Source organism: Ohtaekwangia sp. (genome assembly GCF_036786105.1).
Classification (GTDB): Bacteria; Bacteroidota; Bacteroidia; order Cytophagales; family Cyclobacteriaceae; genus Ohtaekwangia.
The window spans coordinates 106,446-130,287 of sequence record NZ_DAIQRQ010000006.1; the positions used below are offsets into that span (position 1 = coordinate 106,446).

At 44.8% G+C, this 23,842-nt stretch carries 26 protein-coding genes; 17 read left to right on the forward strand and 9 right to left on the reverse strand.

The features are described 5' to 3' along the window. The first annotated feature begins 14 nt into the window (after positions 1-14). Entirely contained in the window at positions 15-872 is an 858-nt protein-coding gene (locus V7Q33_RS05005; protein ID WP_333819087.1) for a caspase family protein, read from the forward strand. Here V7Q33_RS05005 and V7Q33_RS05010 read toward each other — a convergent pair whose 3' ends face one another. Together V7Q33_RS05010 and V7Q33_RS05015 are read right to left on the reverse strand one after the other, a co-directional pair. Further along, positions 873-2,243: a M20/M25/M40 family metallo-hydrolase gene (locus tag V7Q33_RS05010; protein ID WP_333819090.1), complete on the reverse strand. Its 1,371-nt coding sequence runs from the start codon at positions 2,241-2,243 to the stop codon at positions 873-875. 21 nt (positions 2,244-2,264) lie between these two features. Further along, complete coding sequence (locus tag V7Q33_RS05015) at positions 2,265-2,690, reverse strand: DUF3299 domain-containing protein (protein ID WP_331976849.1); 426 nt, start codon at positions 2,688-2,690, stop codon at positions 2,265-2,267. 151 nt (positions 2,691-2,841) lie between these two features. Here V7Q33_RS05015 and sdaAA point away from each other — a divergent pair, with 151 nt between their 5' ends. Further along, a complete protein-coding gene (gene sdaAA, locus V7Q33_RS05020; RefSeq protein ID WP_333819092.1) occupies positions 2,842-3,747 on the forward strand; it encodes an L-serine ammonia-lyase, iron-sulfur-dependent, subunit alpha in 906 nt (301 codons plus the stop codon). A 216-nt stretch (positions 3,748-3,963) separates the two neighbouring features. Here the strand turns inward: sdaAA and V7Q33_RS05025 are convergent, their stop codons facing one another. Both V7Q33_RS05025 and upp read right to left on the reverse strand, forming a co-directional pair. Beyond that, the gene (locus tag V7Q33_RS05025) at positions 3,964-4,419 is read right to left on the reverse strand and encodes a hypothetical protein (protein ID WP_333819094.1); all 456 of its coding nucleotides are present in this window, start codon (positions 4,417-4,419) and stop codon (positions 3,964-3,966) included. Positions 4,420-4,481: 62 nt separating this feature from the next. Beyond that, positions 4,482-5,126 (reverse strand): uracil phosphoribosyltransferase, encoded by a 645-nt coding sequence (upp, locus tag V7Q33_RS05030; RefSeq protein ID WP_331974726.1) that lies wholly within the window; start codon positions 5,124-5,126, stop codon positions 4,482-4,484. A gap of 253 nt (positions 5,127-5,379) precedes the next feature. On the opposite strand from upp, the gene V7Q33_RS05035 reads away from it, so the two are divergent. Next, entirely contained in the window at positions 5,380-6,291 is a 912-nt protein-coding gene (locus tag V7Q33_RS05035) for a M20/M25/M40 family metallo-hydrolase (protein WP_333819095.1), read from the forward strand. 2 nt (positions 6,292-6,293) lie between these two features. Here V7Q33_RS05035 and V7Q33_RS05040 read toward each other — a convergent pair whose 3' ends face one another. After that, positions 6,294-6,788: a Uma2 family endonuclease gene (locus tag V7Q33_RS05040; RefSeq protein ID WP_333819097.1), complete on the reverse strand. Its 495-nt coding sequence runs from the start codon at positions 6,786-6,788 to the stop codon at positions 6,294-6,296. A 115-nt stretch (positions 6,789-6,903) separates the two neighbouring features. Here V7Q33_RS05040 and V7Q33_RS05045 point away from each other — a divergent pair, with 115 nt between their 5' ends. The 13 genes from V7Q33_RS05045 to atpC all read left to right on the forward strand — a co-directional run bounded on the left by V7Q33_RS05045 (position 6,904) and on the right by atpC (position 19,713). After that, positions 6,904-8,259, forward strand: a complete 1,356-nt coding sequence (locus tag V7Q33_RS05045; protein WP_333819099.1) for a Gfo/Idh/MocA family protein — start codon at positions 6,904-6,906, stop codon at positions 8,257-8,259. Next, positions 8,249-8,857: a DUF1287 domain-containing protein gene (locus tag V7Q33_RS05050; RefSeq protein ID WP_331974718.1), complete on the forward strand. Its 609-nt coding sequence runs from the start codon at positions 8,249-8,251 to the stop codon at positions 8,855-8,857. The genes V7Q33_RS05045 and V7Q33_RS05050 overlap by 11 nt, the downstream gene beginning before the upstream one ends. Positions 8,858-8,935: 78 nt before the next feature. Next, the gene (gene hpt, locus V7Q33_RS05055) at positions 8,936-9,523 is read left to right on the forward strand and encodes a hypoxanthine phosphoribosyltransferase (RefSeq protein WP_331974716.1); all 588 of its coding nucleotides are present in this window, start codon (positions 8,936-8,938) and stop codon (positions 9,521-9,523) included. A gap of 80 nt (positions 9,524-9,603) precedes the next feature. Beyond that, positions 9,604-10,185 carry an adenylate kinase gene (locus tag V7Q33_RS05060; protein WP_331974714.1) on the forward strand — a complete coding sequence of 194 codons (582 nt, stop codon included), beginning with the start codon at positions 9,604-9,606 and terminating at the stop codon, positions 10,183-10,185. A gap of 14 nt (positions 10,186-10,199) precedes the next feature. Beyond that, on the forward strand, positions 10,200-11,189 hold the full coding sequence (obgE, locus tag V7Q33_RS05065; protein WP_331974712.1) for a GTPase ObgE: 990 nt from the start codon (positions 10,200-10,202) through the stop codon (positions 11,187-11,189). Positions 11,190-11,324: 135 nt separating this feature from the next. Beyond that, complete coding sequence (locus V7Q33_RS05070; RefSeq protein WP_333819101.1) at positions 11,325-11,882, forward strand: nucleotide exchange factor GrpE; 558 nt, start codon at positions 11,325-11,327, stop codon at positions 11,880-11,882. A gap of 49 nt (positions 11,883-11,931) precedes the next feature. Further along, positions 11,932-13,050, forward strand: coding sequence for a molecular chaperone DnaJ (dnaJ, locus tag V7Q33_RS05075; protein WP_331974708.1), 1,119 nt, complete (start codon positions 11,932-11,934; stop codon positions 13,048-13,050). 125 nt (positions 13,051-13,175) lie between these two features. Beyond that, positions 13,176-14,084, forward strand: a complete 909-nt coding sequence (locus V7Q33_RS05080) for a hypothetical protein (protein WP_331974706.1) — start codon at positions 13,176-13,178, stop codon at positions 14,082-14,084. 114 nt (positions 14,085-14,198) lie between these two features. Then, positions 14,199-15,110, forward strand: coding sequence for an ABC transporter ATP-binding protein (locus V7Q33_RS05085; RefSeq protein WP_333819103.1), 912 nt, complete (start codon positions 14,199-14,201; stop codon positions 15,108-15,110). Then, positions 15,103-16,404 (forward strand): ABC transporter permease, encoded by a 1,302-nt coding sequence (locus V7Q33_RS05090; protein ID WP_333819105.1) that lies wholly within the window; start codon positions 15,103-15,105, stop codon positions 16,402-16,404. The genes V7Q33_RS05085 and V7Q33_RS05090 overlap by 8 nt, the downstream gene beginning before the upstream one ends. A gap of 74 nt (positions 16,405-16,478) precedes the next feature. Next, positions 16,479-17,699, forward strand: a complete 1,221-nt coding sequence (locus tag V7Q33_RS05095; protein ID WP_333819107.1) for a sensor histidine kinase — start codon at positions 16,479-16,481, stop codon at positions 17,697-17,699. A 163-nt stretch (positions 17,700-17,862) separates the two neighbouring features. After that, positions 17,863-19,371 (forward strand): F0F1 ATP synthase subunit beta, encoded by a 1,509-nt coding sequence (gene atpD, locus V7Q33_RS05100; RefSeq protein ID WP_331974698.1) that lies wholly within the window; start codon positions 17,863-17,865, stop codon positions 19,369-19,371. Between the two features lie 96 nt (positions 19,372-19,467). Next, a complete protein-coding gene (atpC, locus tag V7Q33_RS05105; protein ID WP_331974696.1) occupies positions 19,468-19,713 on the forward strand; it encodes an ATP synthase F1 subunit epsilon in 246 nt (81 codons plus the stop codon). A gap of 83 nt (positions 19,714-19,796) precedes the next feature. Here the strand turns inward: atpC and V7Q33_RS05110 are convergent, their stop codons facing one another. The 3 genes from V7Q33_RS05110 to V7Q33_RS05120 are packed head-to-tail and all read right to left on the reverse strand — an operon-like array spanning position 19,797 to position 21,466. Continuing rightward, positions 19,797-20,441, reverse strand: coding sequence for a hypothetical protein (locus V7Q33_RS05110; RefSeq protein WP_333819108.1), 645 nt, complete (start codon positions 20,439-20,441; stop codon positions 19,797-19,799). Positions 20,442-20,447: 6 nt separating this feature from the next. Further along, entirely contained in the window at positions 20,448-20,768 is a 321-nt protein-coding gene (locus V7Q33_RS05115; protein ID WP_331974692.1) for a DUF6787 family protein, read from the reverse strand. Positions 20,769-20,770: 2 nt separating this feature from the next. Continuing rightward, a complete protein-coding gene (locus tag V7Q33_RS05120) occupies positions 20,771-21,466 on the reverse strand; it encodes an RluA family pseudouridine synthase (RefSeq protein ID WP_333819110.1) in 696 nt (231 codons plus the stop codon). 58 nt (positions 21,467-21,524) lie between these two features. On the opposite strand from V7Q33_RS05120, the gene V7Q33_RS05125 reads away from it, so the two are divergent. Next, positions 21,525-22,094 carry a Uma2 family endonuclease gene (locus tag V7Q33_RS05125; protein WP_333819111.1) on the forward strand — a complete coding sequence of 190 codons (570 nt, stop codon included), beginning with the start codon at positions 21,525-21,527 and terminating at the stop codon, positions 22,092-22,094. Here V7Q33_RS05125 and V7Q33_RS05130 read toward each other — a convergent pair whose 3' ends face one another. Beyond that, complete coding sequence (locus V7Q33_RS05130) at positions 22,095-23,672, reverse strand: peptide chain release factor 3 (protein WP_331974686.1); 1,578 nt, start codon at positions 23,670-23,672, stop codon at positions 22,095-22,097. It abuts the gene before it with no gap. Positions 23,673-23,842: the final 170 nt, after the last annotated feature.

A 23,842-nucleotide genomic window follows, 5' to 3' on the forward strand; every position in this document is an offset into this window, starting at 1 on the left:
ACCCTTCTCTTTGCATGCAACGTTTATTTTTGATCTGTAGCTACATTTTTATCACCGGCTACGGCTTTGCCCAGCAAATTATTAAAGCGCAAAGCAAGCCCGCAACCTTTAACATTTTACCCGTAAAAGACACTACTACCACTTCATCCATTTCTATTACCACCAACCTGGAGTTCTACAAGAACGAGAAGAAAACTGCACTGGTCATCGGCAATGGCAACTACAAAAACGGTCCGCTGAAAAATGCTGTAAACGATGCGCTTGACGTGGCCACGGCATTAAGCGACAAAGGCTTTAAAGTTATTCTGAAACAAAATGCAAGCCGTATGGATATGCGTGAGGCGATTCGTGAGTTTGGCAGCGAGATCAGCGAAGGTGGCGTAGGACTTTTTTATTACTCTGGCCACGGCATCCAGGTCGATGGTGTAAATTACCTGGTGCCCATCGATGCCAACATTGAAATGAAAGCAGAAGTAGCAGAAGAATGTATCAGCGCTTCTGCCGTATTGCGTGTAATGGAATATTCCAACAACCGCATCAACGTTATTATTCTGGATGCGTGTCGTAATAATCCCTTCCGGAGTTTCTCCCGCTCAGACGAAAAAGGTATAACGAAAATGGATCCGCCCAAAGGAGCCAAGCAGGGATCGATCATTGCTTTTGCCACCGCCCCCGGAGATGTAGCTTCGGATGGAGAAGGAAGAAATGGACTATATACTTCGAAGCTGCTGAAGTATATCAATACACCTTCGCTGACACTTGAAGAAGTTTTTAAGAAAGTGAGGATCGATGTATCCACGGAATCTGCCGGACGACAGATTCCGTGGGAAAACAATTCGCTTACGGGCGATTTCTTCTTTACTATAAAATAACTATTGCAATCCGTATTGATCGATCAGATATATCAGCGATGCCATGGCAGCAGTACCTAACTCCAATTCACGCTTGCTCACTTTATCGATTGTGTCTTCCCGGGTGTGATGATAGTCGAAGTAGCGTTGTGAATCGGGCAGGAAGCCGATGATCGGCACACCTTGTGCCTGCAGAGGTCCTATATCTGCACCCCCTCCTTCGTTATCAAAATTATAGAGGCCGTAGGGTTCAAGTAAAGGCCGCCAGCTTTTAATCCTGGTACGCGCAGCTTCCGGTGCAGTCATCGTAAAACCTCGAGGTGTAAAGCCACCATTATCAGACTCGATTGCAGCAATATGTTTTTCTTTTTTTAACTCCGCCTGTTTGGCATATTCAAGACCGCCACGCAAACCATTCTCTTCGTTCATAAACAACACCACACGTACGGTGCGCTTGGGCTTATAACCAATGGCATCAAAGAGTCGCAATACTTCCATGGACTGCACACAGCCTGCTCCGTCATCATGTGCACCTTGTGCAAGGTCCCACGAATCGAGATGACCACCCACTACAATAATTTCTTTTGGGAACTCCGATCCTTTAATCTCGGCCACCACATTGTAAGAAGGTGCATCGGGCAATGTTTCGCAATGTGTTTCAAAATAAAACTGTATATCTTTTTCTTCTTTCAGAATTTTACTCAGCAGGTCAGCATGTTTGGTGCTGATCGCAATAGCAGGAAGCTTGGGTATATTTACTGTATAGCGAAGTCCACCCGTGTGTGGATAATCTTCCTGGTTCAATCCCATCGAGCGAACAATAACACCGGTTGCTCCATATTTGGCTGCTTCAGATGGACCGAGCGCGCGTTGTTCCACAGCACCACCATACGCCTCGAAAGTATTGAACTTGGTGGGATCCATCGGACGGTTAAAGAACACAATCTTTCCTTTCACATTCTTTTCACCGAGTTGTTTCAATTCGTCAAAGCTTTTTACTTCCACTACGTTACCCGTTACTCCGGCAGGTCCTGTGCCTACAGACATACCCAGTGCACACACATTCATCTCCACAATGCCTCTCTTTTTTGAATTGAGAACACGCCCTATTTCTTTTTGTCCGCGTATCCAGTGTGGCACCATCACCGGCTGCAGGAAAACAGAATCGGCAAAATTATTGAGTTCGTGGCGCGCCCATTCCACCGCAGCAGCCGCTCCGGGAGAACCACTTAATCGTGCACCAATGGTAGTGGTAAGATATTCCAGCATCTGGTAACTTCTTCCGTGCGCGAGCTCTTCATTGTAAATCTGTTTAATGGCTGAAACATCGCCGGACTGAGAGAATGCTGCCGCACCACTGAGCACAAGCAGACATGATAAAAATATTCGCATATAGATGGATAAAATATAGTATTAAATCAAAGTGGCTGATTTCAGAATATACATGTGATGATCAGGGTCTTTATCATTCAGCATCAGAATGCCCTCCATCACAATCTGTTTGGTCGTAAATTTTACTTTTTGGGTTGTTTCAACTTCTACAACCGTTTCGGGTCCTGCTGCACCGCAGAAGAAACACAAATTGAAAGGCCATGCCGATAACATGAATTTACCTTGTCCTCCAAGTTCCTCCAGCGGAATGATATAGCCTTGCAATCTTATTTTCTTGCCGTTAAAAGTCTTCAGGTGTTTGCTGAACACCGGCACTTCTACTTCATAGCCATTCTTGTCTTTTTTATTTTCAAAACCAACTTGCGCGAGCACTTGCCAGAAATTATGCTCTTGTGCAAACACACGTGGCGACAACAATAGCAATATAATGAAGAGGCGCTTTTTCATTAGGTTCCAAGTATAATCATAAGTTTTGATCAGCGGTATACCGCTTACATTTTTGAACCGATTATTAGATCAAATCGTTTTCTCTGCATACACACATTTGTTCTGCAAGTTCTAAACATCGAATTTCGCATCCATCTAAACCGTACTTGGTATGGCATTTCTTTTTGATTCATTTGAAAACTGGAAACAGTACAGTATACAACATAATATGCCGCTTCACCAGATTGTGCTTGAATATGAGCGCACGCAAAAAGGCAGAAGTGAAAAAGATACGTGGGAGGGTCTTGACAACGCATGGCAGGTAATGAAAGAAGCTGTGCGTACTGGATTGGAAGAAGACATGACTTCACGCTCCGGCATGATTAACAATGGCGCTAAAAAAGTATATCGTTACCCGACAGCAGTACTCTCTGTGGAATTTCAACAACTCATTGCCCGTGCGCTGGCAGCGAAAGAAGTTAATTCGTGTATGGGTCGCGTTGTGGCTGCCCCTACCGCAGGCGCCAGCGGTATTATGCCCGGTGTGTTATATACTTTACAGGATATTCATAGAATAGACGATCAAAAAATTCTGGAAGCAATGTTGATCGCTGCCGGCATAGCGCTGATCATGGAACAGAAGGCATCTATTGCCGGTGCCGTAGGCGGATGCCAGGCCGAAACAGGTACCGCTGCTGCCATGGGATCAGGTGCCATCGTGTATTGTTTGGGTGGAGATACCGATCAGATCTTTAATGCCGTTGCCATTACAGTGCAGTGTATGTTGGGATTGGTGTGCGACCCCGTGGCAGGTCTTGTAGAAATACCGTGCGTGGTACGCAACGCCAGTGCTGCCGCTATAGCCAACAGCTCTGCTCAAATTGCACTTGCCAGCGTAAGCAGTGTAATACCGGTAGACGAAGTGATCGAAGCCATGGGCGAGATTGGCTCCAGCATGGAAACGCGCTATAAAGAAACAGCTCTTGGAGGACTAGCCGCCACAAAAACCGGACAAGCCATAGCACGGAAAGTATTGATCCACACGATAGAGATGCTACCGGACGAAGAAGCTAGATAATAGCTGCGAGCTTTGAGCTACGAGTTGCGAGGAAGCTGCTGGCTTCTAGCCACTGGTTGCCAGCAGGTGTTGCCTGAGGATAAATTATACCTCATATTCCAATTGCCTATTAAGAGCAGATGAGCATCATAGAGCGGGTAAATACTCCCCTACCAGCAGCCTGAAGCCAGTAGCCTGCAGCCTTTCCTCTCACAGCTCGCAGCTCAAAACTCACCGCTATTTTATCACATCGGGCAGCACCTCGTTGCCAAAGAAGTAGATAGCGCTGCTAAAAATTACCGACCACACTGCTGCGCTGATAAACATATATAGTATAAGTTTATTACGCGGAGCACCGAAGCTCAATGCGAGCAGCGTACCGCCTATAGGTGTAAGAAACAAAGGTGTGAGTGCGGCCACACCGGGCAATCCATATTTCTTCCAGATGCCTACAAATTTCCGGTTGCGATCGGAGAAGCGCTTTCTCTTGGCAAAAAATTTATTAATGATCCTGGTTCGCAGAAAATCGCCAAAGAAGGCAAAAGCAAGTACAACGGTCATCATACCCGCCACGGTAGCCAGTATTGTTGTTACCAGAGTAAGCTTGGCTGTGTAGCCAGTGAGCGGCCCGAGTATAAACTTGAGCATGCTGGAAACATAAACCGGTATGATTTTGCCAAACTCTTCAAACATGAATCTATATACGTATATCGTTGGCCTTCGTATTCAACATTGACATATCCTTTTGCTAACGCCTATATCTTGGCACCATAACTCAGGTCACCAGCATCGCCAAGCCCGGGAACAATATAAAATTGTTCATTGAGATGCTCATCAATAGCACACGTCCACAGTGAGTAAGGTATATTGATCTGTTGCGTTACAAATTTTATTCCCTCCGGTGCTGCCACCAGCGAAACAATATGCAAATGTTCGGGAGTGCCTCGCTTCAAAAGCTGCGAAACAGAATCCATAATAGAGTTACCTGTAGCCAGCATCGGATCGATCAGAATTACCTCACGTCCATTCAGATAAGGGGTCGAAACATAGTCGAGCTTTATTGTAACTTCGCTGAGACTTTCACGCCTGTAGGCACCAACAAAACCAGCTTCAGCCTGATCAAAAAAATTAATAAACCCTTGAAAGTATGGAAAGCCGGCACGAAGAATGGTAATAAGTACAGGCTGATGCTTCACCACATTGATGCGCGATTTACCCAACGGCGTTTCAATAATGCGGGTAGTGTACTGAAACTTCTTCGAAACTTCATACGCCATAATCTCACCCAGGCGCTCCATATTCTTGCGGAAGCGCATGCGGTCTTGCTGCAACGTCTTGTCTCTTAACTCTACAATAAACTGATTAGCAACCGAGTTTTGCTCGCTAAGGTTAAAAACCATAAGTGTCACTTTTTTCTAATCAAAATTTAGAATAAAGTTGCAGAAGAACTACCATGTGCGTGAATTAAAAATTTTAGTCCGGAGCAAGGAAGACAGAAAAATCAAAAAGACCGAAAGTCCGGAAGTAAATGCAGGCACAGTAGTTACTAAATATAGTTTTGCACTTATCATTAGAACTTAACAGCAGGCGAGTCCGAAGGAGACGAGTAACTTTCCGACTTTCGGTCTCTTTAATTTCCTGACTTCAAACTCTATGAAACTACTCAAGCAACTCTGCGAAATACATGCTCCTTCCGGCAACGAAGTGCTGATGAAGGAATTTTTATTGAAATATATCGCCAAAGAAAAGAAGAACTGGAAAACCAAGCCTGCCATTATTCATGGCGATGAGTTTCAGGATAACATCATTCTAAAATTCGGCAAACCGCGCACCGCCATCTTTGCACACATGGATAGTATTGGTTTTACGGTGCGGTACTTCAACCAATTACTCCCCATTGGAAGCCCGGATGCGGAAATGGGAACAAAGCTGGTAGGAGAAGACAGTCTCGGCCCTATTGAGTGCGAGCTTGAGTTCGACAAAGAGAACCATGCCTTCTACAAGTTTGGAAGGCAGATCGATCGCGGCACCGAGCTTACCTATAAAGTAAACTTCCGGGCAGGCAAAGAGTATATCCAGTCTGCTTACCTCGACAATCGCCTGGGAGTATACAATGCATTAAAAGTAGCAGAAACGTTAAAAGACGGTGTTATTGTATTCAGCACGTGGGAAGAACATGGCGGTGGCAGCGTTCCTTATCTTGCGAAATATATTTATGAACAGTGGAGTGTGAAGCAGGCGCTGATCTCCGACATTACCTGGGTATCCGATGGTGTAGATCATGGAAAAGGCGTTGCTATATCCATGCGCGACCGAAACATTCCGCGAAGAAATTTTGTAAACCGCATCATCGAGATTGCTAAAAAAAGAAAAGTAGATTTTCAACTGGAAGTAGAAGGCATGGGATCCAGTGATGGAAGAGAACTGCAGGTTTCACCCTACCCTTTCGACTGGTGTTTTGTTGGTGCACCCCAGCACAATCCACACACACCCGATGAACGTGTGCACGTGCGCGACATTAAAAGCATGATCGACCTGTATAGCTGGCTGATGAAAGATCTTTGATCTTAAAACTCGAACGTGTGATTCAGCACACGCGAAGTAATTTTACCAACGGTCTTATCGAGTTCCTTGTATTGGTTATTATCATGAAAATAGCCGGTAACTTCTTTTGTTTCAGGATTAATGATCCAATATTCTTTTACACCAAATCGTTCGTATAAATTTTTCTTCCGGATACGGTCATGGCTTTCATTTCCTTCTGATAACACCTCCACAACAAGATCGGGCACACCGTGAATGTGCTGACTTATGATAGAAAGCCTTGCTGTTGATACAAAAACAATATCCGGTTGCACGGCATTCAAATGTTCATCGAGGTAAACATCAAACGGAGCCACATATACTTCTCCGGCCTTTGTGTCCTCTGTAAAGAGAATCATTTTAGAAGATAGAATAGACACAATGCGCTGATGCGATCGAATGGGAGATGGCGACATATAAATAGTTCCTTCAATTAATTCTGCTAACGTTCCCTCCGGAAGCTGTTTGTAAACTTCCATAATCGTTTTGGGTGGATGTGACAACAGGCCGTTCATCTTTTCAAATTTAGATATAAAACGATTTGCAAAGGCAGTTTTGTTTCCTGAATTTATTGCGCCAAACCTTAACCATCGTATGACAACCCGCAGAGATTTTATTAAGCACGCTGCTATTACCGGCGTTGGATTATCGCTATTACCGGATTCTATTGCGTTCGCAAAAGATAAAGATCAAAAAGTAAAGCTCGGGTTTATTGGTGTAGGCCTCCGTGGACAAAACCACCTGGAGCTTGCCCTGCGCCGAAGCGATATAGAAGTTATAGCGCTGTGCGATATTCAGCAACGCATGATTGATATGAGCAAAGAGCTTGTGAAGCAATCCGGCAAACCTATGCCGCAGATCATTCTCGAAGGGCCTTACGGTTATAAAAAACTCCTGGAGATTAAAGATATCGATGCTGTGATCATTGCTACTCCGTGGGAATGGCACACCGTAATGTGCATCGATACCATGAATGCAAAAAAATATGTAGGCTGCGAAGTAATCACTGGCATGTCGGTAGAAGAATGCTGGGAGCTGGTTCACACCTCCGAGCGCACAGGCATGCCGTTGATGATGCTGGAAAATGTTTGCTATAGAAGAGATGTAATGGCTGTATTAAACATGGTGCGTCAAAACATTTTTGGGGAGATCGTTCACTTGCAGGGCGGCTATCAGCACGACTTGCGCGAAGTAAAATTCAACGATGGTAAAAATCCGTATGGTGGTGGCGTGGAGTTTGGCGAGAAAGGTTTTTCAGAAGCAAGCTGGCGAACACAACACTCCGTTATGCGCAATGGCGATCTTTACCCTACGCATGGCATTGGCCCTGTAGCCATGATGATCGACATTAACCGCGGAAATCGTTTTATAGAATTAGTCTCTTATTCAACCAAGTCAAGAGGTCTGCATGAGTATATCAAAAAGCTGGGAGGAGAAAATCATCCCAACACCAAAGTAGAATTCAAGTTGGGCGACATTGTTACCACGATGATCAAATGTGCCAATGGAGAAACTATATTTCTGCAGCACGACACTAATTTACCGCGTCCTTACTCACTCGGATTCCGCGTGCAAGGCACCCAAGGTATATGGATGGATGTCAACAAATCGATCTATATAGAAGGCCAGAGTAAAAATCCGCATCAATGGGATAACGCTGCCGAATGGCTTGATAAATACGACCATCCTCTCTGGAAAAAATATGGCAACGATGCTGCCGGTGCCGGTCATGGCGGTATGGATTGGTTTGTATTAAATGCATTTATTGAAGCCGTGAAAAGAAAAACAAATACGCCACAGGATGTATATGATGCAGTAACCTGGAGTGCCATTACCCCTCTGTCTGAAAGTTCTATACGACTGGGAGGAGAAACGGTTGAGTTTCCTGATTTTACGCAAGGAAAATGGATGTATCGCAAAAATGAATTCGCCCTGACAGATGCATACTAACGTTCGATATACCGTATTCCGATTTACAGTAATTATTGCCCTGCTGTGGCTTTGCTATTACGATAGTCATGCCCAAAAAACATTCTCGGAACAATTGTGCCAAGCCGCAGTAGCATTAACACAGCAGCCTGTAGTATACGATCCATCTTACTTTTCAATTCCGTATCCCAACGGTGATGTCCCTGCTGACAGAGGCGTTTGTACAGACGTTGTTATCCGGGCTTACCGTAAACTCGGCATCGACCTGCAAAAGGAAATACATGAAGACATGAAAAAGAATTTTGCAGTATACCCGCATAAGTGGGGATTAAAATCAACTGACACAAACATTGATCACAGGCGCGTGCCTAACCTCATGACATTCTTTTCACGCTATGGGAGCGCACTTAATATTTCTGCACGTGCCGAAGATTATAAAGCCGGTGATATAGTTTGCTGGGATTTGGGCGGAGGCATTACACACATCGGTATTGTTATCAACCAACAATCAACAGACAAGCAGCGCTATCTTATTGTGCATAATATAGGTCGCGGCCAGGAAATATCAGATTGTTTATTCCAGTATAAAATTATAGGCCACTATCGTTACACCAGGTGATTTCAGAGAATTACAAATTCTGAAATCCGAACTCCCAAATTCTTTTATCTTTGCGCTCCCTTAATCGAAGGGACGGCTATGCAGATTAAAGATTTACAGTTTAAGCAGTTTATCAATAAATCAAAAATCCAGGAAAAGGTCAGAGCCCTGGCCGAGCAGATCAATACAGACTATAAAGATAAGCAACCGGTATTTTTACCCGTGTTAAATGGTTCGTTCGTTTTTGCAGCAGATTTGATCAAGCATGTAGAAGTACCGTGCAAAGTATCGTTCGTAAAAGTATCTTCTTATGCCGGGGCAGTGAGCTCATCCGGGCAACTCAAAACACTCATCGGCCTGGAGGCAAGCTTATTCAACCAGGATGTAATACTGGTGGAAGACATAGTAGACACCGGGCTCACACTTCAAAAAATTATTGAAGAGCTGAAAGGCCTCGGCACAAAATCGGTCGAAGTAGTCGCGCTGCTGCGCAAGCAACCAGCACGCGATAAAATGATCAATGTTAAATATGTAGGATTTGAGATCGACCACGAATTTGTAGTCGGCTACGGATTGGATTATGATGGCCTGGGCCGCAATCTGAAAGAAATTTATAAGGCTCAGCCGGCCGAGACCAAAACTCCGGTACCTGAAACGACACAAAAAAACGACAGTACCGGATCGTAAATCGATTTCTGATTCCTTATCTTCGTCAGCTTAAACAAACCCAAAGAACCCATCTCAGTCACCAAAACCGTAAAGTAGAAATGATCAACATTATTCTCTTTGGCCCTCCGGGCGCAGGCAAAGGTACCCAGAGCACCAAGATCATTGAGAAGTATTCGCTCACACACATTTCAACCGGAGATCTTTTCAGAAAGCATTTGAAAGAAGGAACTCCGCTTGGTCAACTGGCCAAAGGCTACATGGATAAAGGTAATCTTGTTCCCGACCAGGTGGTTATTGACATGGTGGATGACAAGATCAAAAGCAGCGGCAACATTTCAGGAATAATCTTCGATGGTTTTCCGCGCACCATTCCTCAGGCCGAAGCACTGGATAAATTGCTCGACTCGAAGAAAGCTCCTATAAAGATTCTGATTGAGCTGGTAGTGCCGGAAGCAGAATTAAAAACACGTTTGGCAGATCGCGCAGCAAAAGAAAATCGCCCTGACGATGCCAAACCTGAAGTGATCGAAAACCGCATTGCTGTATACAAAGCAGAAACTGTAGCGGTAGCAAAATATTACAAAGAACATAACAAGTATGCTTCTGTTATTGGTGTAGGAAACATTGAAGACATCTTCAAGAACATCTGCACTGAGATCGACAAGAGCTTATTAGTATAAATCCCTTTTCGCGCGTGTCGTCTCCCAACTTTATTGATTACGTTAAGTTTTGTTCCCGCTCCGGCCACGGTGGTGCAGGATGCCTGCATTTTCACCGCGAAAAATTTATTCAGAAAGGCGGGCCGGATGGAGGTAATGGAGGACGCGGAGGGCACGTGATTCTGCGAGGCGACTCACAACACTGGACGCTGCTTCACCTGAAATACCGCAAGCACGTTATTGCCAGCAATGGTAATCCCGGAGAAGAGCAAGACCGAACCGGTGCAGATGGTAAAGACGAAATTATACCCGTGCCCCTCGGAACCGTGGCACGCGATGCCGAGACGGGGGAGATCCGTTGTGAAATAACCGAAAATGGTCAGGAATTTATTTTAACACCCGGTGGTCGCGGAGGAAAAGGCAATGCCTTCTTTGCAACCTCTACGCACCAGGCTCCCCAATATGCGCAACCTGGTGAGCGCGGTGTTGAGGAATGGATTGTTCTTGAATTAAAATTACTCGCCGATGTCGGGCTTGTAGGTTTCCCCAATGCCGGAAAATCCACATTGCTTTCCGTAGTCTCTGCAGCGAAGCCTAAGATTGCCGATTATCCTTTCACTACGTTGACGCCTAACCTGGGCGTTGTGGCCTATCGCGATGAGAAATCTTTTGTGATGGCCGATATTCCGGGAATTATTGAAGGTGCTGCTGAAGGACGCGGCCTAGGCATTCGTTTTTTGCGGCACATTGAACGTAACTCGTTACTGCTGTTTTTAATCCCTGCCGATTCGCGCGATATCAAAGCCGAGTACGACATTCTACTGAACGAGTTGAATCAGTACAATCCCGAATTGCTCGATAAAAAAAGATTACTTGCAATCTCAAAATCCGATATGCTGGATGATGAATTGAAAACAGAGATGAAACGCGAATTGCCTACCGATCTGCCAACCATCTTCATCTCTTCCATCACCAACCAGGGCATTGTAGAGCTAAAAGATCTGATCTGGAGGCACCTGCACTGATAACAATAAGAACCACGCATCGGCATTTCCCAAAATGTCAGTTTGGCATTAAAATGTCTTTGGCAAAATTGTTGACCTTTGCGCCCTGACCTAACCAGTTTTAAAAATTTCAGAACCAAAAGGTAAAGAATGGCTATGAATCAAAACGAAGAGATACTTTCAGAAAACAACGAAGCGGTGACTGACAATGTGCCTGCCAATGAAGCTGCAGAGGTGAAGCCTGACGCAAAAGAAGGCGACAACCAGGCAGAACTGGCGAAGGTTCAGAGTGAGTTGGCCGAACAAAAAGATAAATACCTGCGGTTGTATTCCGAGTTTGAAAATTTCAGACGCAGAACATCCAAGGAAAAACTGGAACTGATACAATCGGCCAATGAACAGCTTATCAAAGCACTGCTCCCGGTAGCTGATGATTTTGAAAGAGCAGAAAAGTCTTTCAAAGGAACAGAATCAAAAGATATGGAAGGATTCTTTTTGATCTATACCAAGTTTAAAAAGACACTTGACCAATATGGTGTAAAAGTAATGGAAGCAGGAGCCGGCAGCGAATTTAACCCCGACTTGCACGAGGCCATTACTCAAATTCCGGCACCGGAAGAAAAGCTGAAAGGCAAGATCGTAGATGTAGTCGAAAAAGGATATTTACTGAACGATAAAGTGATCCGTTTTGCCAAAGTAGTAGTAGGAAGCTAAACCTATTGATACGGCTTCGGCACGTTACACTTTCAACAATACTAACACAATGTCTACCAAAAGAGATTTTTACGAAATACTAGGCGTAAGCAAGGGAGCAACACAAGAGGAGATCAAGAAAGCTTACCGTAAAGTTGCTATCCAATTCCACCCTGATAAAAACCCGGGCAACAAGGAGGCGGAAGAAAAATTTAAGGAAGCTGCAGAAGCCTACGAAGTATTGAGTGATGCCGACAAACGAGCGAAGTACGATCGTTACGGACATTCCATGCCGGGCAACGGTGGTTTTGGCGGACACAATATGAATATGGAAGATATCTTCAGTCAGTTTGGAGATATTTTTGGAGGCGGAAGTCCGTTTGACAGTTTCTTTGGTGGCGGAGGTAGTTCCGGAGGAAGGCGCCAACGTAAAGGCACGAACCTTCGCATCAAACTGAAGCTTTCGCTTGATGAGATTGCCAACGGTGTTGAGAAGAAAATAAAAGTAAACCGTTTGGTACGGGCAGAAGGCGTAACCTTCAAAACGTGTCCTACCTGCCACGGCACAGGCCAGTTAAAAAAGGTAGTAAACACCATGCTGGGCCAAATGGTATCGGCAACTACCTGTTCAAACTGCGATGGCTCCGGTCAGATTATTGACAAGCGGCCGGCTGGTGTAGACAGCTCGGGCCTGGTGTCCAAAGAAGAAATATTGAGCGTAAAAATTCCTGCCGGCGTTGGCGAAGGCATGCAACTAGCCATGTCGGGCAAGGGTAATGAAGCTCCGGGCGGTGTTGCGGGTGATCTGCTCATTCTGATTGAAGAGCAGGAAGACAAGCAGCTTAAGCGCGATGGCAACAACCTGATTTTCGAGTTATATATAAGTGTGATTGATGCCGCTTTGGGTACTTCCGTAGAAGTTCCATCGGTAAACGGCAAGGTCAAGATCAAGATCGACCCGGGCACACAGAGTGGAAAAATCCTCCGCCTGCGCGGAAAAGGCTTAAAAGACGTAAATGGCTATGAAACAGGCGATCAACTGATCTACGTAAACGTCTGGACACCTAAAAAACTGACATCAGAAGAAAGAGCTAAGCTGGAGAGCCTGCGCGAATCTCCTAATTTCCAACCACATCCGGAAGCCGGCGAAAAAGGCTTTTTTGAGCGCATGAAGGAATATTTTAATTAAAAAAGTAATCCATTTCTTCCTAATCCCCGTTTTAGATATTACGCTAAAGCGGGGATTTTTTGTTTAAAATAGAGTTTAACCTTACACCATGTAACCTACGGATCATGAGGCCGTAATTATTCAGCATGCATAAGAAGATATGGTTAACATGTTGCGGAATTGCCCTGGCAGGGATCGTGTGCGGACAGATCAAGAAGCAATTCACCGTGGAAGATACCCAGTCGTGCGAAAATATCAGGCTTAGTCTCAAAGCCAATAGTGGCAATTGCTATATAAAACCGAGTCAGAATCCTGAGATTCTAAACGTTTTCAGTAATCAGACAGAAACTTCATACGCCCATAATTTCCGTAAAGAAGTAAAAGGTAAAACCTGCGAAGTACTTCTTAACCTCGAAGAAAATCAATCGGAAACCTTAGGTCAGTCTATTTCAGCCAACTTTTTTGGTTCTGCCGAAAAGACGTCAGACGACAAACTCTGGAAGATGTACCTCACCGACATGAAACCGTATTTCCTGGAGTTGAACTATGGTGTGGGAAACGCCAATGTAGATCTTTCCGGTCTTGCTATTAAAAAGCTAAAAATTAATTCCGGCAGTGCCAATGTAAACGTTGGCTATACATCCTCGCTCGAAAACCAGATCGATATGGATACCTTCTCCGTGAAGGTTGACCTGGGCTCTGTAAATGTCAGGAACCTGAATTTATCGCGCACCCGCTTCGTATTAGCCGATGTAGGCTTCGGTAATATGACGTTGGATTTCAGCAATAAACCACTTGTAAGAAACCGTATCAAGGGTAGTGTAGGTGCAGGCAATCTCGTAATCATTCTTCCACAGAAAGAAACTCCTGTACTGGTAAAAATTCACGATTCCTGGTTGTGCAGTGTAAAAGTACCTTCCAGCCTTACCAAGATCAGTGATGGCACCTTTGCCAATGCGGCCTATAACAAAGATCCGAAAGGCACTACGTTATTAACCTTCGATCTGGATGTATCGATGGGCAACATCATTTTTAAAGAGGGCAACCAGCCATAATAGCACCCGGTACTTAGCGGTGCGCCATCAAAGATTTTCAAAGATTTCGTTCGCTTCCAGTAATTCTTTTACGAGTATTGATACTAACTCGTGGTATCAAACTAACCTCTATTCGTGGAAGCATTAATCGCCAACAATGTGACCAAGCGTTATACCAACCATGTAGCGCTTGATCAGGTGAGCATCACCATTCCGCAGCAAACTATATTTGGATTGCTCGGACCCAACGGAGCAGGTAAAACAACCCTCATCCGCATCATCAACCAAATCATTACTGCCGACAGTGGAGACATTACGCTGTTTGGAGAAAAGCTTCAGACCCGGCACGTGGGCACAATCGGGTATTTACCCGAAGAGCGGGGCCTCTATAAAAAACTGAAAGTAGGTGAGCAGCTTACATACTTCGCACAACTAAAAGGCCTTAGCCGTAAAGATGCCGTAGCAAAAAGTAAAGAGTGGATCAAGAAGTTTGATATCATGGACTGGTGGAACAAGAAAGTAGAAGATCTGAGCAAAGGCATGGCGCAGAAGATTCAGTTCATCAGCACGGTGATGCATGAACCACGCCTCATCATTCTGGACGAACCCTTCTCTGGTTTCGATCCGGTAAATGCTCAACTCATCACCAACGAAATTCACGAGCTAAAGCAAAAAGGCTGTACTATTATTTTCTCAACGCACCGCATGGAAACGGTAGAAGATCTCTGCGATCATATAGCGTTGATCAATAACTCAAAAAAGATTCTGGAAGGCTCCAAGAAACAAGTGAAAGAAGCGTATCGCAGCAACACATACGTGGTGGAGCACAAAGGTATATTTACATTATCCGGACCATACGAATTACTGGAACAGAAAAATCTGGAAGACACATACTTTAAATCACTGATTAAAGTAAATCCGGCAACAAGCCCGAATAAATTGATCCGCGATCTTACCGACATTACCGAAGTACACAGCTTCTCCGAAAAAGTACCCACCATGAGTGAGATATTTATCACGTTAGTAAAAGGAGGTTCCGATGAATAAGATATGGCTTATTGTTCAACGCGAGTTTCTGAACCGCGTGCAGAAGAAATCGTTCCTGATTGCCACCATTCTTATTCCGCTCATCTTCCCGGCCATCATTGCCTTACTTGTATATATAGCCAAGGAGCAGGAAAAGAACAGGCAGAAAGAAGTTATACACTACATCGATGAATCAAAGCTCTTCAAGCCAGACTCATCAAAGTATATATTTAAAGAATTTCACGGAACGCTCACAGAAGGCAAAACAGCGTATAAAGCCACTGATGATTTTGGCTTTTTATATATACCGGCAATAACACCCGAGAAGCCACAAGGCATCACGCTATACACTAAAATATCGCCAAGTATAGATGATATTTCCAGCATTGAGCGCATGTTTGAAACGCAACTGCGGGATTTAAAAATGCAAGCATTAAAGATAGACCAGAAGTTGCTGGATGACCTCAAAACAGAAGTAACGATCAATACCGTAAGCGGTACGGAAGAAAAGTCGAGCGACTCTTTTATTCTTGCCGGTATAGGCATGGCCGCAGGTATCCTCATGTATATGTTTATCTTCATTTACGGTGCCCAGATCATGCAGGGTATCATTGAAGAGAAAACCAGCAAGGTAGTAGAGGTTATCGTATCGTCTGTTAAACCTTTTCAATTGATGATGGGCAAGATTATTGGTCTGGCATCGGTAGGATTATTGCAGTTTCTCATCTGGATCGTATTGATGACTACGTTAACCTTCGGTGTTTTAGGTGCACTAGGTGTCGATCCTCCACAACAACAGGCCATGCAGCAGATATCTGCAGAAGTGGCCGCACAACAGGCGGCAGCCACCTCGAAGCTTTCGCAGAACCTGGAGCAATTCATGTCTTTACCGTGGATGTATATCGGTTCCTGCTTTATCTTCTACTTCCTGGGGGGCTACCTGTTATACGGTGCGCTGTTTGCTGCCGTTGGCTCTGCAGTGGATAGTCCGGCAGAAGCACAACAGTTCATGTTCCCCATCACCATTCCAATGTTGATTTCGTACATGAGCTTGTTCATGTTCATACTAAAAGATCCGCAGGGACCTATCAGTGTGTGGCTTTCCATTATTCCATTTACCTCTCCTATTGCCATGATGGGGCGTATCGGTTTTGGTGTACCTCCATGGCAACTTATCCTTTCGCAATTACTTTTGATTGGTGGTTTTATTTTCACCACCTGGATCGCAGGCCGCATTTACCGCGTAGGCATCCTGATGCACGGCACCAAAGTGAATTACAAAGTATTGGCAAAGTGGTTTATGATGAAGAACTAGCATTCAGACTTTCGTAGTATTATAAACCAGGTGTAGGCATACATCTGGTTTTTTATTTACTTTTCACGACACGAATGAGCAAGAAGACTTCCATACCAGGTCTCGGTTTTTATCAAAGCAACACCGCTGTAAAATGGGTTGTACTAATCGTATCGATATTAATCAGCACAGGATCTATCTACTATACCAAAATACTGGTAGACCAGCTGAAAGGCCGCGAGCGGCAACAGGTTCAGCTCTACGCAAAAGCCATTGAATATACCGCCAACGAAGAAGACACCTATGGCGATGTAAATTTTATAGCGCAGGAAATCCTGTTTCAAAATAATTCCATTCCCATCATTCAGGCCGATGCCCACGGCAAAGTATTGTCGTATCGAAATCTGGATATACTCGAATCGTGGCCGCAAAAAAGAAAGGAAGAGTTTCTACGGAGCGAAATGACGGTGATGAAAGAGACATACGAACCCATCACCGTTACCTTGCGCGACCCGCAGACAGGTGAGGTATTCGGCACGCAGTTTATCTACTATAAAAATTCATTTCTCCTCAAGCAGCTCATTGCTTATCCGTATATACAGCTTTCCGTTATTGCGCTGTTTGGTTTCATATCCTTCCTGGCATTCAATTATTCGAAGATGGCCGAGCAGAACCGCGTATGGGTAGGGCTTGCCAAAGAAACCGCCCATCAGCTTGGCACGCCTATATCATCGCTTATGGCGTGGATGGAGGTGATCCGCGAAGATTCCGACATGCAGGAGAAAGGTGTTGTGGAAGAACTTGAAAAAGATATTCAAAAGCTTCGCATTGTTACCGAGCGTTTCTCGAGCATTGGGTCGACACCAACGCTCAAGAAAGAGAACGTAGTAACCCTTATCCACAACGTTGTGAATTATCTGCGGCCGCGGGTTTCGTCCAAAATCCGTATGGAAGTATTCACCTTGTCGGATAACATTTACGCCAACGTGCATGCTCCGCTTTTTGAGTGGGTGATCGAGAATCTCAGCAAAAATTCGGTAGACGCTATGGGCAGCACCGGCACCATTGCCATAAAGATTCTGCGCGGCAACGAAGGAAAAGTTTTCATCGATGTTTCGGATACCGGCAAAGGCATTCCGCGCTCCAAGATCGATTCGGTTTTCCGGGCAGGTTTTACTACGAAGAAACGAGGCTGGGGCTTGGGACTCACGCTGGCCAAACGAATTATCGAAACATACCACAACGGCAAAATTTTCGTAAAATCTTCTGAAGAGAATCAGGGCACTACTTTCCGCATTGTGCTCAATGCTGCCTGATGGCTTACAAACGCGGTTTTTTCCTGCTGAATTGAGTTGTGCCAAGGCACGCTGAAGAACCTTATAATTAGCTTAAGAATTAGTTCCGGGGCCTTTGTTCTTCATCTGTTACTGCCTACTTTTGCGGTCGATTTCAGAACCCTGATTTATAAAACAACAGACAATGGCAAATATTGGAAAGATCACCCAGGTAATTGGCCCTGTAGTAGACGTAGCCTTTGATGGCGAAGGTGCTAAGTTACCCAACATCCTAGATTCACTCGAAGTAACAAAAGCAGATGGCACCAAAGTAATTCTGGAATGCCAGCAGCACCTTGGCGAAGACCGTGTTCGTACCATCTCGATGGAAGGTACTGAAGGCCTGGTACGGGGTATGAAGGTTACAGACACCGGATCGCCTATCAAAATGCCGATCGGTGAGGATATCAAAGGACGTCTTTTCAACGTAGTGGGTGAAGCCATTGACGGTATTAAACAACCTAAAGGCGACCAGGCACTTCCTATTCACCGCCCGGCTCCTCTTTTTGAAGATCTTTCAACTTCCACAGAAGTTCTTTTTACCGGTATTAAAGTAATTGACCTGATCGAACCGTATGCAAAAGGTGGTAAGATCGGATTGTTCGGTGGTGCCGGTGTGGGTAAAACCGTATTGATCCAGGAACTGATCAATAACATCGCGAAAGCATATTCTGGTCTTTCTGTGTTTGCGGGTGTGGGTGAAAGAACACGTGAAGGAAATGACCTGTTGCGCGAGATGATCGAAGCAGGTATCGTAAATTACGGTGAAGAGTTCCTGAAATCACTTCACGCTGGCGGATGGGATCTTTCTAAAGTAGACGACCAAAAACTGGCTGACTCAAAAGCAACCTTCGTGTTCGGACAGATGAACGAACCTCCCGGAGCACGTGCCCGTGTGGCGTTGTCTGGTCTTACCGTTGCAGAATACTTCCGCGATGGTGATGGCAAAGGAAAAGGCCGCGACATTCTCTTCTTCGTAGATAATATCTTCCGCTTTACACAAGCAGGTTCTGAAGTATCGGCTCTCTTGGGTCGTATGCCTTCTGCCGTGGGCTATCAGCCTACGCTGGCAACTGAAATGGGTGCCATGCAAGAGCGCATTACTTCTACTAAAAACGGTTCTATCACATCGGTGCAGGCGGTATACGTTCCTGCCGATGACTTGACTGACCCTGCTCCTGCTACAACATTCGCCCACTTGGATGCAACAACCGTATTGAGCCGTAAAATATCTGAGCTCGGTATCTATCCTGCTGTGGATCCTTTGGATTCTACATCCCGCATCCTCCGTCCGGAGATTGTAGGTGAAGAGCACTATAACTGCGCACAGCGTGTAAAGAACATTCTGCAGCGTTACAAAGAATTGCAAGACATCATCGCGATCCTCGGTATGGACGAATTGTCTGACGAAGACAAGCAGGTAGTACACCGTGCAAGACGTGTGCAGCGCTTCCTGTCGCAACCATTCCACGTAGCAGAAGCTTTCACTGGTTTGAAAGGTGTGCTGGTAGATATCAAAGACACCATCAAAGGCTTTAACGCGATCATGGATGGTCAATACGATCACCTCCCCGAAATGGCGTTCAACCTTGTTGGTAGCATCGAACAAGCCGTTGAAAAAGGCGAGAAGATGTTAGCTGAAGCAAAAGGCTAGGACTTATTGAAAGATTGGAAGATTAGAAGATTACAATATTTGTCGGTCTTTTTAATCTTTCAATTTTCTAATCTTACAATCTTACAATCAAAGATTATGCATCTCGAAATATTAACACCGGAGAAAAAAGTATTTGAAGGCGATGTAACGATAGCCACCTTTCCCGGTGCTGACGGTTCCTTCCAGGTAATGGATCATCATGCTCCCCTTATCAGTTTGTTGAAAGAAGGAATTGTTGAATATAAGGGTAAAGATGGCGCCCGCCAGATTACGGTTACCGGAGGCGTGGTAGAAGTACTCAAGAACAAGGTTATCCTGCTGGCCGATGGTATAGCAGCATAAACGATAAACAACTTAAACATGATAAACCCCAGGCATAAAACCCGGGGTTTATTTATATATATAGTTTAGTGGTGTGTTCTGTATTATTGCCTCACGAGCCATTTTACGAGGAATACCACGCCAACTACTATGGCGATAACGCCTAATATCCAGAAGGCTTCGTTAATTCCTCCAAACAACGACAGCGTCAATCCCACCGCTCCAAAAATAATGGCCATCTTCAGATCGTAGTCCAGGCCGCCCGTTGCGTTGGCAGCCGCCACATGATCGCGGTTTCGTTTGGCCACCAGGTATTGTTTAATCTGCTTTTTGAACTCCTGACGAAATTCTTTACGCTGTGATCTAGAGAGCTCCCTGTATTTTTTTGCCAGCAATGCAGCGTGTTCTTTCTCAGCCGCAGTTATCTTCTTTTCTGCCAAAGCGGCCTCGGCTGTTTTTACTTTTACTGTTTTCGTTTTTTCTGTTTTCGTGGCTTTGGCAGCATGCGTGTTCTTTGTTTCCTCGGCAGGTAAATCTTCTTTGGTTAATATTACCGGAGAAGCACTTGCCACGAGCATCCGCTCTTCCAGTATAAAAGGGTTAGCATCATCTGTAAACTTTGTCTTCTGCGCTTTGCTATGATTGCGACCGCTGTTATAATCGTAATAATCAAAATTATAGGTATACCTGGGAGAAGAGCATGCCGACATCACCAGGACTGCTCCTGTCAGCAATAGAATATTTCTCATAAACCACTATTTTTTTGTCCTTCGAAAAGCAGAAATAATCCTGCCAACGGAGCGCTTTTCGAATTCCCAAAAAAATGTGAACTGCCCTAGAAGAAAACCATACGCCAACAGAATGATGTTATATAGCGGAAGAATAAATATATAGTATAGTACAGATGCAAACGTTGTGTTGCCGTTTTCTCCGGCAAGGAAACCCAAAATTGGTTTTTTTATAAACAATACCGTGAATCCGGTGCAGGCAAATACTACAAGTACAACGAATACCTGGCTAATACTGCCCAGCTTCCATCGCTGCTTGAGTCGCTCCATCCAAGAAGTATTCGCCATAACTATATATTGGTTTCAGGGAAATATTTCCACAACCCCATATCGGGAACGGGAGCTTCAAACATCACCATTTCTTTTTTTACCGGGTGAATAAATGAAAGCCTCCGGGCATGAAGATAAATACTTCCGTTATCCGTTGGTTGATCGTCACCATATTTTATGTCACCACAAATCACGCAACCAATACTTGCGAGCTGCACCCGTATCTGGTGCGGCCTGCCTGTTACGGGATTAACCTGTAACAAATAACATCCGGGTGCAGATGCAAGCACTTTGTAACGAAGCTCCGACCGAAGCGCTCCCATCGTTTCTTTTTTGAAGGCTGTTGTTTTATTCTTCTTTTCGTCCTTCAGCAACCAATGCACCAGTGTGTCTTCAGTCTTTGGCGGCTTTGCCGATACAATAGCATAGTATGTTTTCGTTGTTTCTTTCTCCCGGAACAACGCATTCATGCGCTCCAGCGATTTGGATGTACGGGCCAGCACCACCACACCACTTACAGGCCGATCCAGACGATGCACCACACCTAAAAAGACGGCTCCGGGCTTATTATATTTTTGTTTGATGTACTCTTTGCAAAGCTCTACCAACGGTATATCTCCGGTAACATCGCCCTGCACCAATACACCGCTTGATTTATTGACAACCAGCAGGTGATTATCTTCAAAGATTACGCTAAAAGGTTCTGTTTTGGCCATGGCAATGAATCAGGTCAAACTTCTGAAAAGTTGGTATATTTATAAAAGATTTTTTCCGATGGATGTAAAAACATTAACGATCGATCGAAGCCGCGAATGGACGGTTGACGACTTTCTGCAGTTGGAAGAATCTAATACCCCTTGTGAGCTAATCAAAGGAGAACTCGTTATATCGCCATCACCATCGCCGCATCATCAGGATGTGGCCAGTAATCTTAATGATTTTTTGAAAGCTGAAGTAAAGAAAACAGGCGGAAAGGCATTCTTCTCTCCCATTGACTTATATATCGATCGCAAAAACGTATTTCAACCAGGCCTGGTATATATCTCTGCCGAGAAGAAAAGCATCATTACCAAAAGAGGTATAGAAGGCGTGCCCGACCTGATCGTTGAGATCATCTCTCCCACCAACATTTTTACCGATCGAAATCGGAAGAAGAAAGTATACCAGCAAATTGGCGTTCGCGAGTACTGGATCGTTGACCCGGCCAATCACACACTTGAAATATACAAGCACGATCAGGCCGATCCGGACACTCCCCATGTATACCTTGTGAAGGAAGGAGAAGTCTCTTCTTCCGTGCTTCCCGATCTGAAATTTGATCTCAAAGAGATTTTCACTTTCTGATTAAAACTCAGAAGTAAAATGAAACTCTATATCCGGGAAATTGTCCTGCACCATTTTTAACCATGCACGCGACTCTGCCATAAATACCAGCTTGTCGTCTTTATCGCGGGCGATGTGGCGCTGCTTCGAATCAATAAATTCCGCCAGCTTCTGCGGATCCTTGCTGCTGATCCAGCACGCTTTAAATATATTCTGCGGCACAAACTGACACGATGCGCCATACTCGTTTTTCAAACGAAACTGAATTACTTCGAACTGAAGCGCGCCTACAACACCCACGGCTTTCTTTTTACCCAGCTCGTATGTGAACAACTGCGCTACGCCCTCTTCCATCAACTGCAGCAGGCCTTTTTCAAGTTGTTTAGTCTTCATGGCATCCATGTTTACCACCTCCTTGAATATCTCGGGCGAGAAGCTTGGTATACCGGTATACATCAGCTTCTCTCCGGTTGTGAGTGTATCTCCAATCTTGAGGTTTCCGGTGTCGTACAAACCAACGATATCGCCAGGCCAGGCCTCATCTACCGTTTCACGATCTTGTGCCATAAAGGCTGTTGCATTCGAGAAGCGTATACCTTTATCCTGACGTACATGAAGGTAATTGCTGCCGCGCTCAAATTTACCCGAGCAGATCCGCAGAAACGCAATCCGGTTACGGTGCTTGGGGTCCATGTTGGCGTGTATCTTGAAAATGAATCCCGTGAATTTATTTTCTTCAGGTTTCACCAGGCGTACCGTTGTTTCGCGCGGCACAGGAGGCGGTGCTATACGAATAAATGTATCGAGCAATTCCTGCACACCAAAGTTATTCACAGCACTGCCGAAGAATACGGGCGCTACTTTTCCTGCCAGGTAATCTTCAACATTAAAATCAGGGTATACACCTTCAATCAATTCTACATCGGCACGCAGTTGCTTGGCGTTTGTCTCCCCTACATAGTCATCAACAACATTGCTGTTGATGTCTGTTATTTCAATTCCTTCTTCAACCGTTATTTTACTGGGTGTAAAGAGATGAAGGCTCTTTTCGTATAAGCTATATACTCCCTTGAATGTTTTTCCCATGCTAATGGGCCAGCTCAATGGACGTACTTTTATATTAAGCTTTTCTTCGATCTCATCCAGCAACTCAAAAGGATCGCGCCCTTCGCGGTCGAGCTTGTTGATGAAGCAGATCACAGGCGTGTTGCGCATGCGGCAAACTTCCATCAGTTTTTCAGTTTGTATCTCAACGCCTTTCACACAATCGATCACCATGATTACACTATCTACGGCCGTAAGTGTGCGATAAGTATCTTCAGCAAAATCCTGGTGACCGGGAGTATCCAGCAGGTTGATCTTTACATCCTTATAGTTAAAGCCCATTACCGATGTAGCCACCGATATACCTCTTTGTTTCTCGATCTCCATCCAATCGGAGCGGGCATGGTCTTTAATTTTACTTGACTTTACAGCACCGGCTTTCTGAATAGCACCACCAAAGAGCAGCAGCTTTTCGGTAAGCGTGGTTTTACCAGCATCCGGGTGACTTATAATTCCGAAGGTTCTTCGTTTGGATATCTCTTGTTCGAGGTTCATAGCTGTGAAGGCGTTATCCGTTATTCGTTACAGATTAATCATTACCAATGTATCGGATAATCGAATTGCGGTCGCAAAAGTAAGAAAATAGGCTTTTCCTTATCAAAGGGATTTTGCTTTGTAAAGAAAATCAAGAAATCTTTACATAGTTGGCTACATTTGATAAGCTT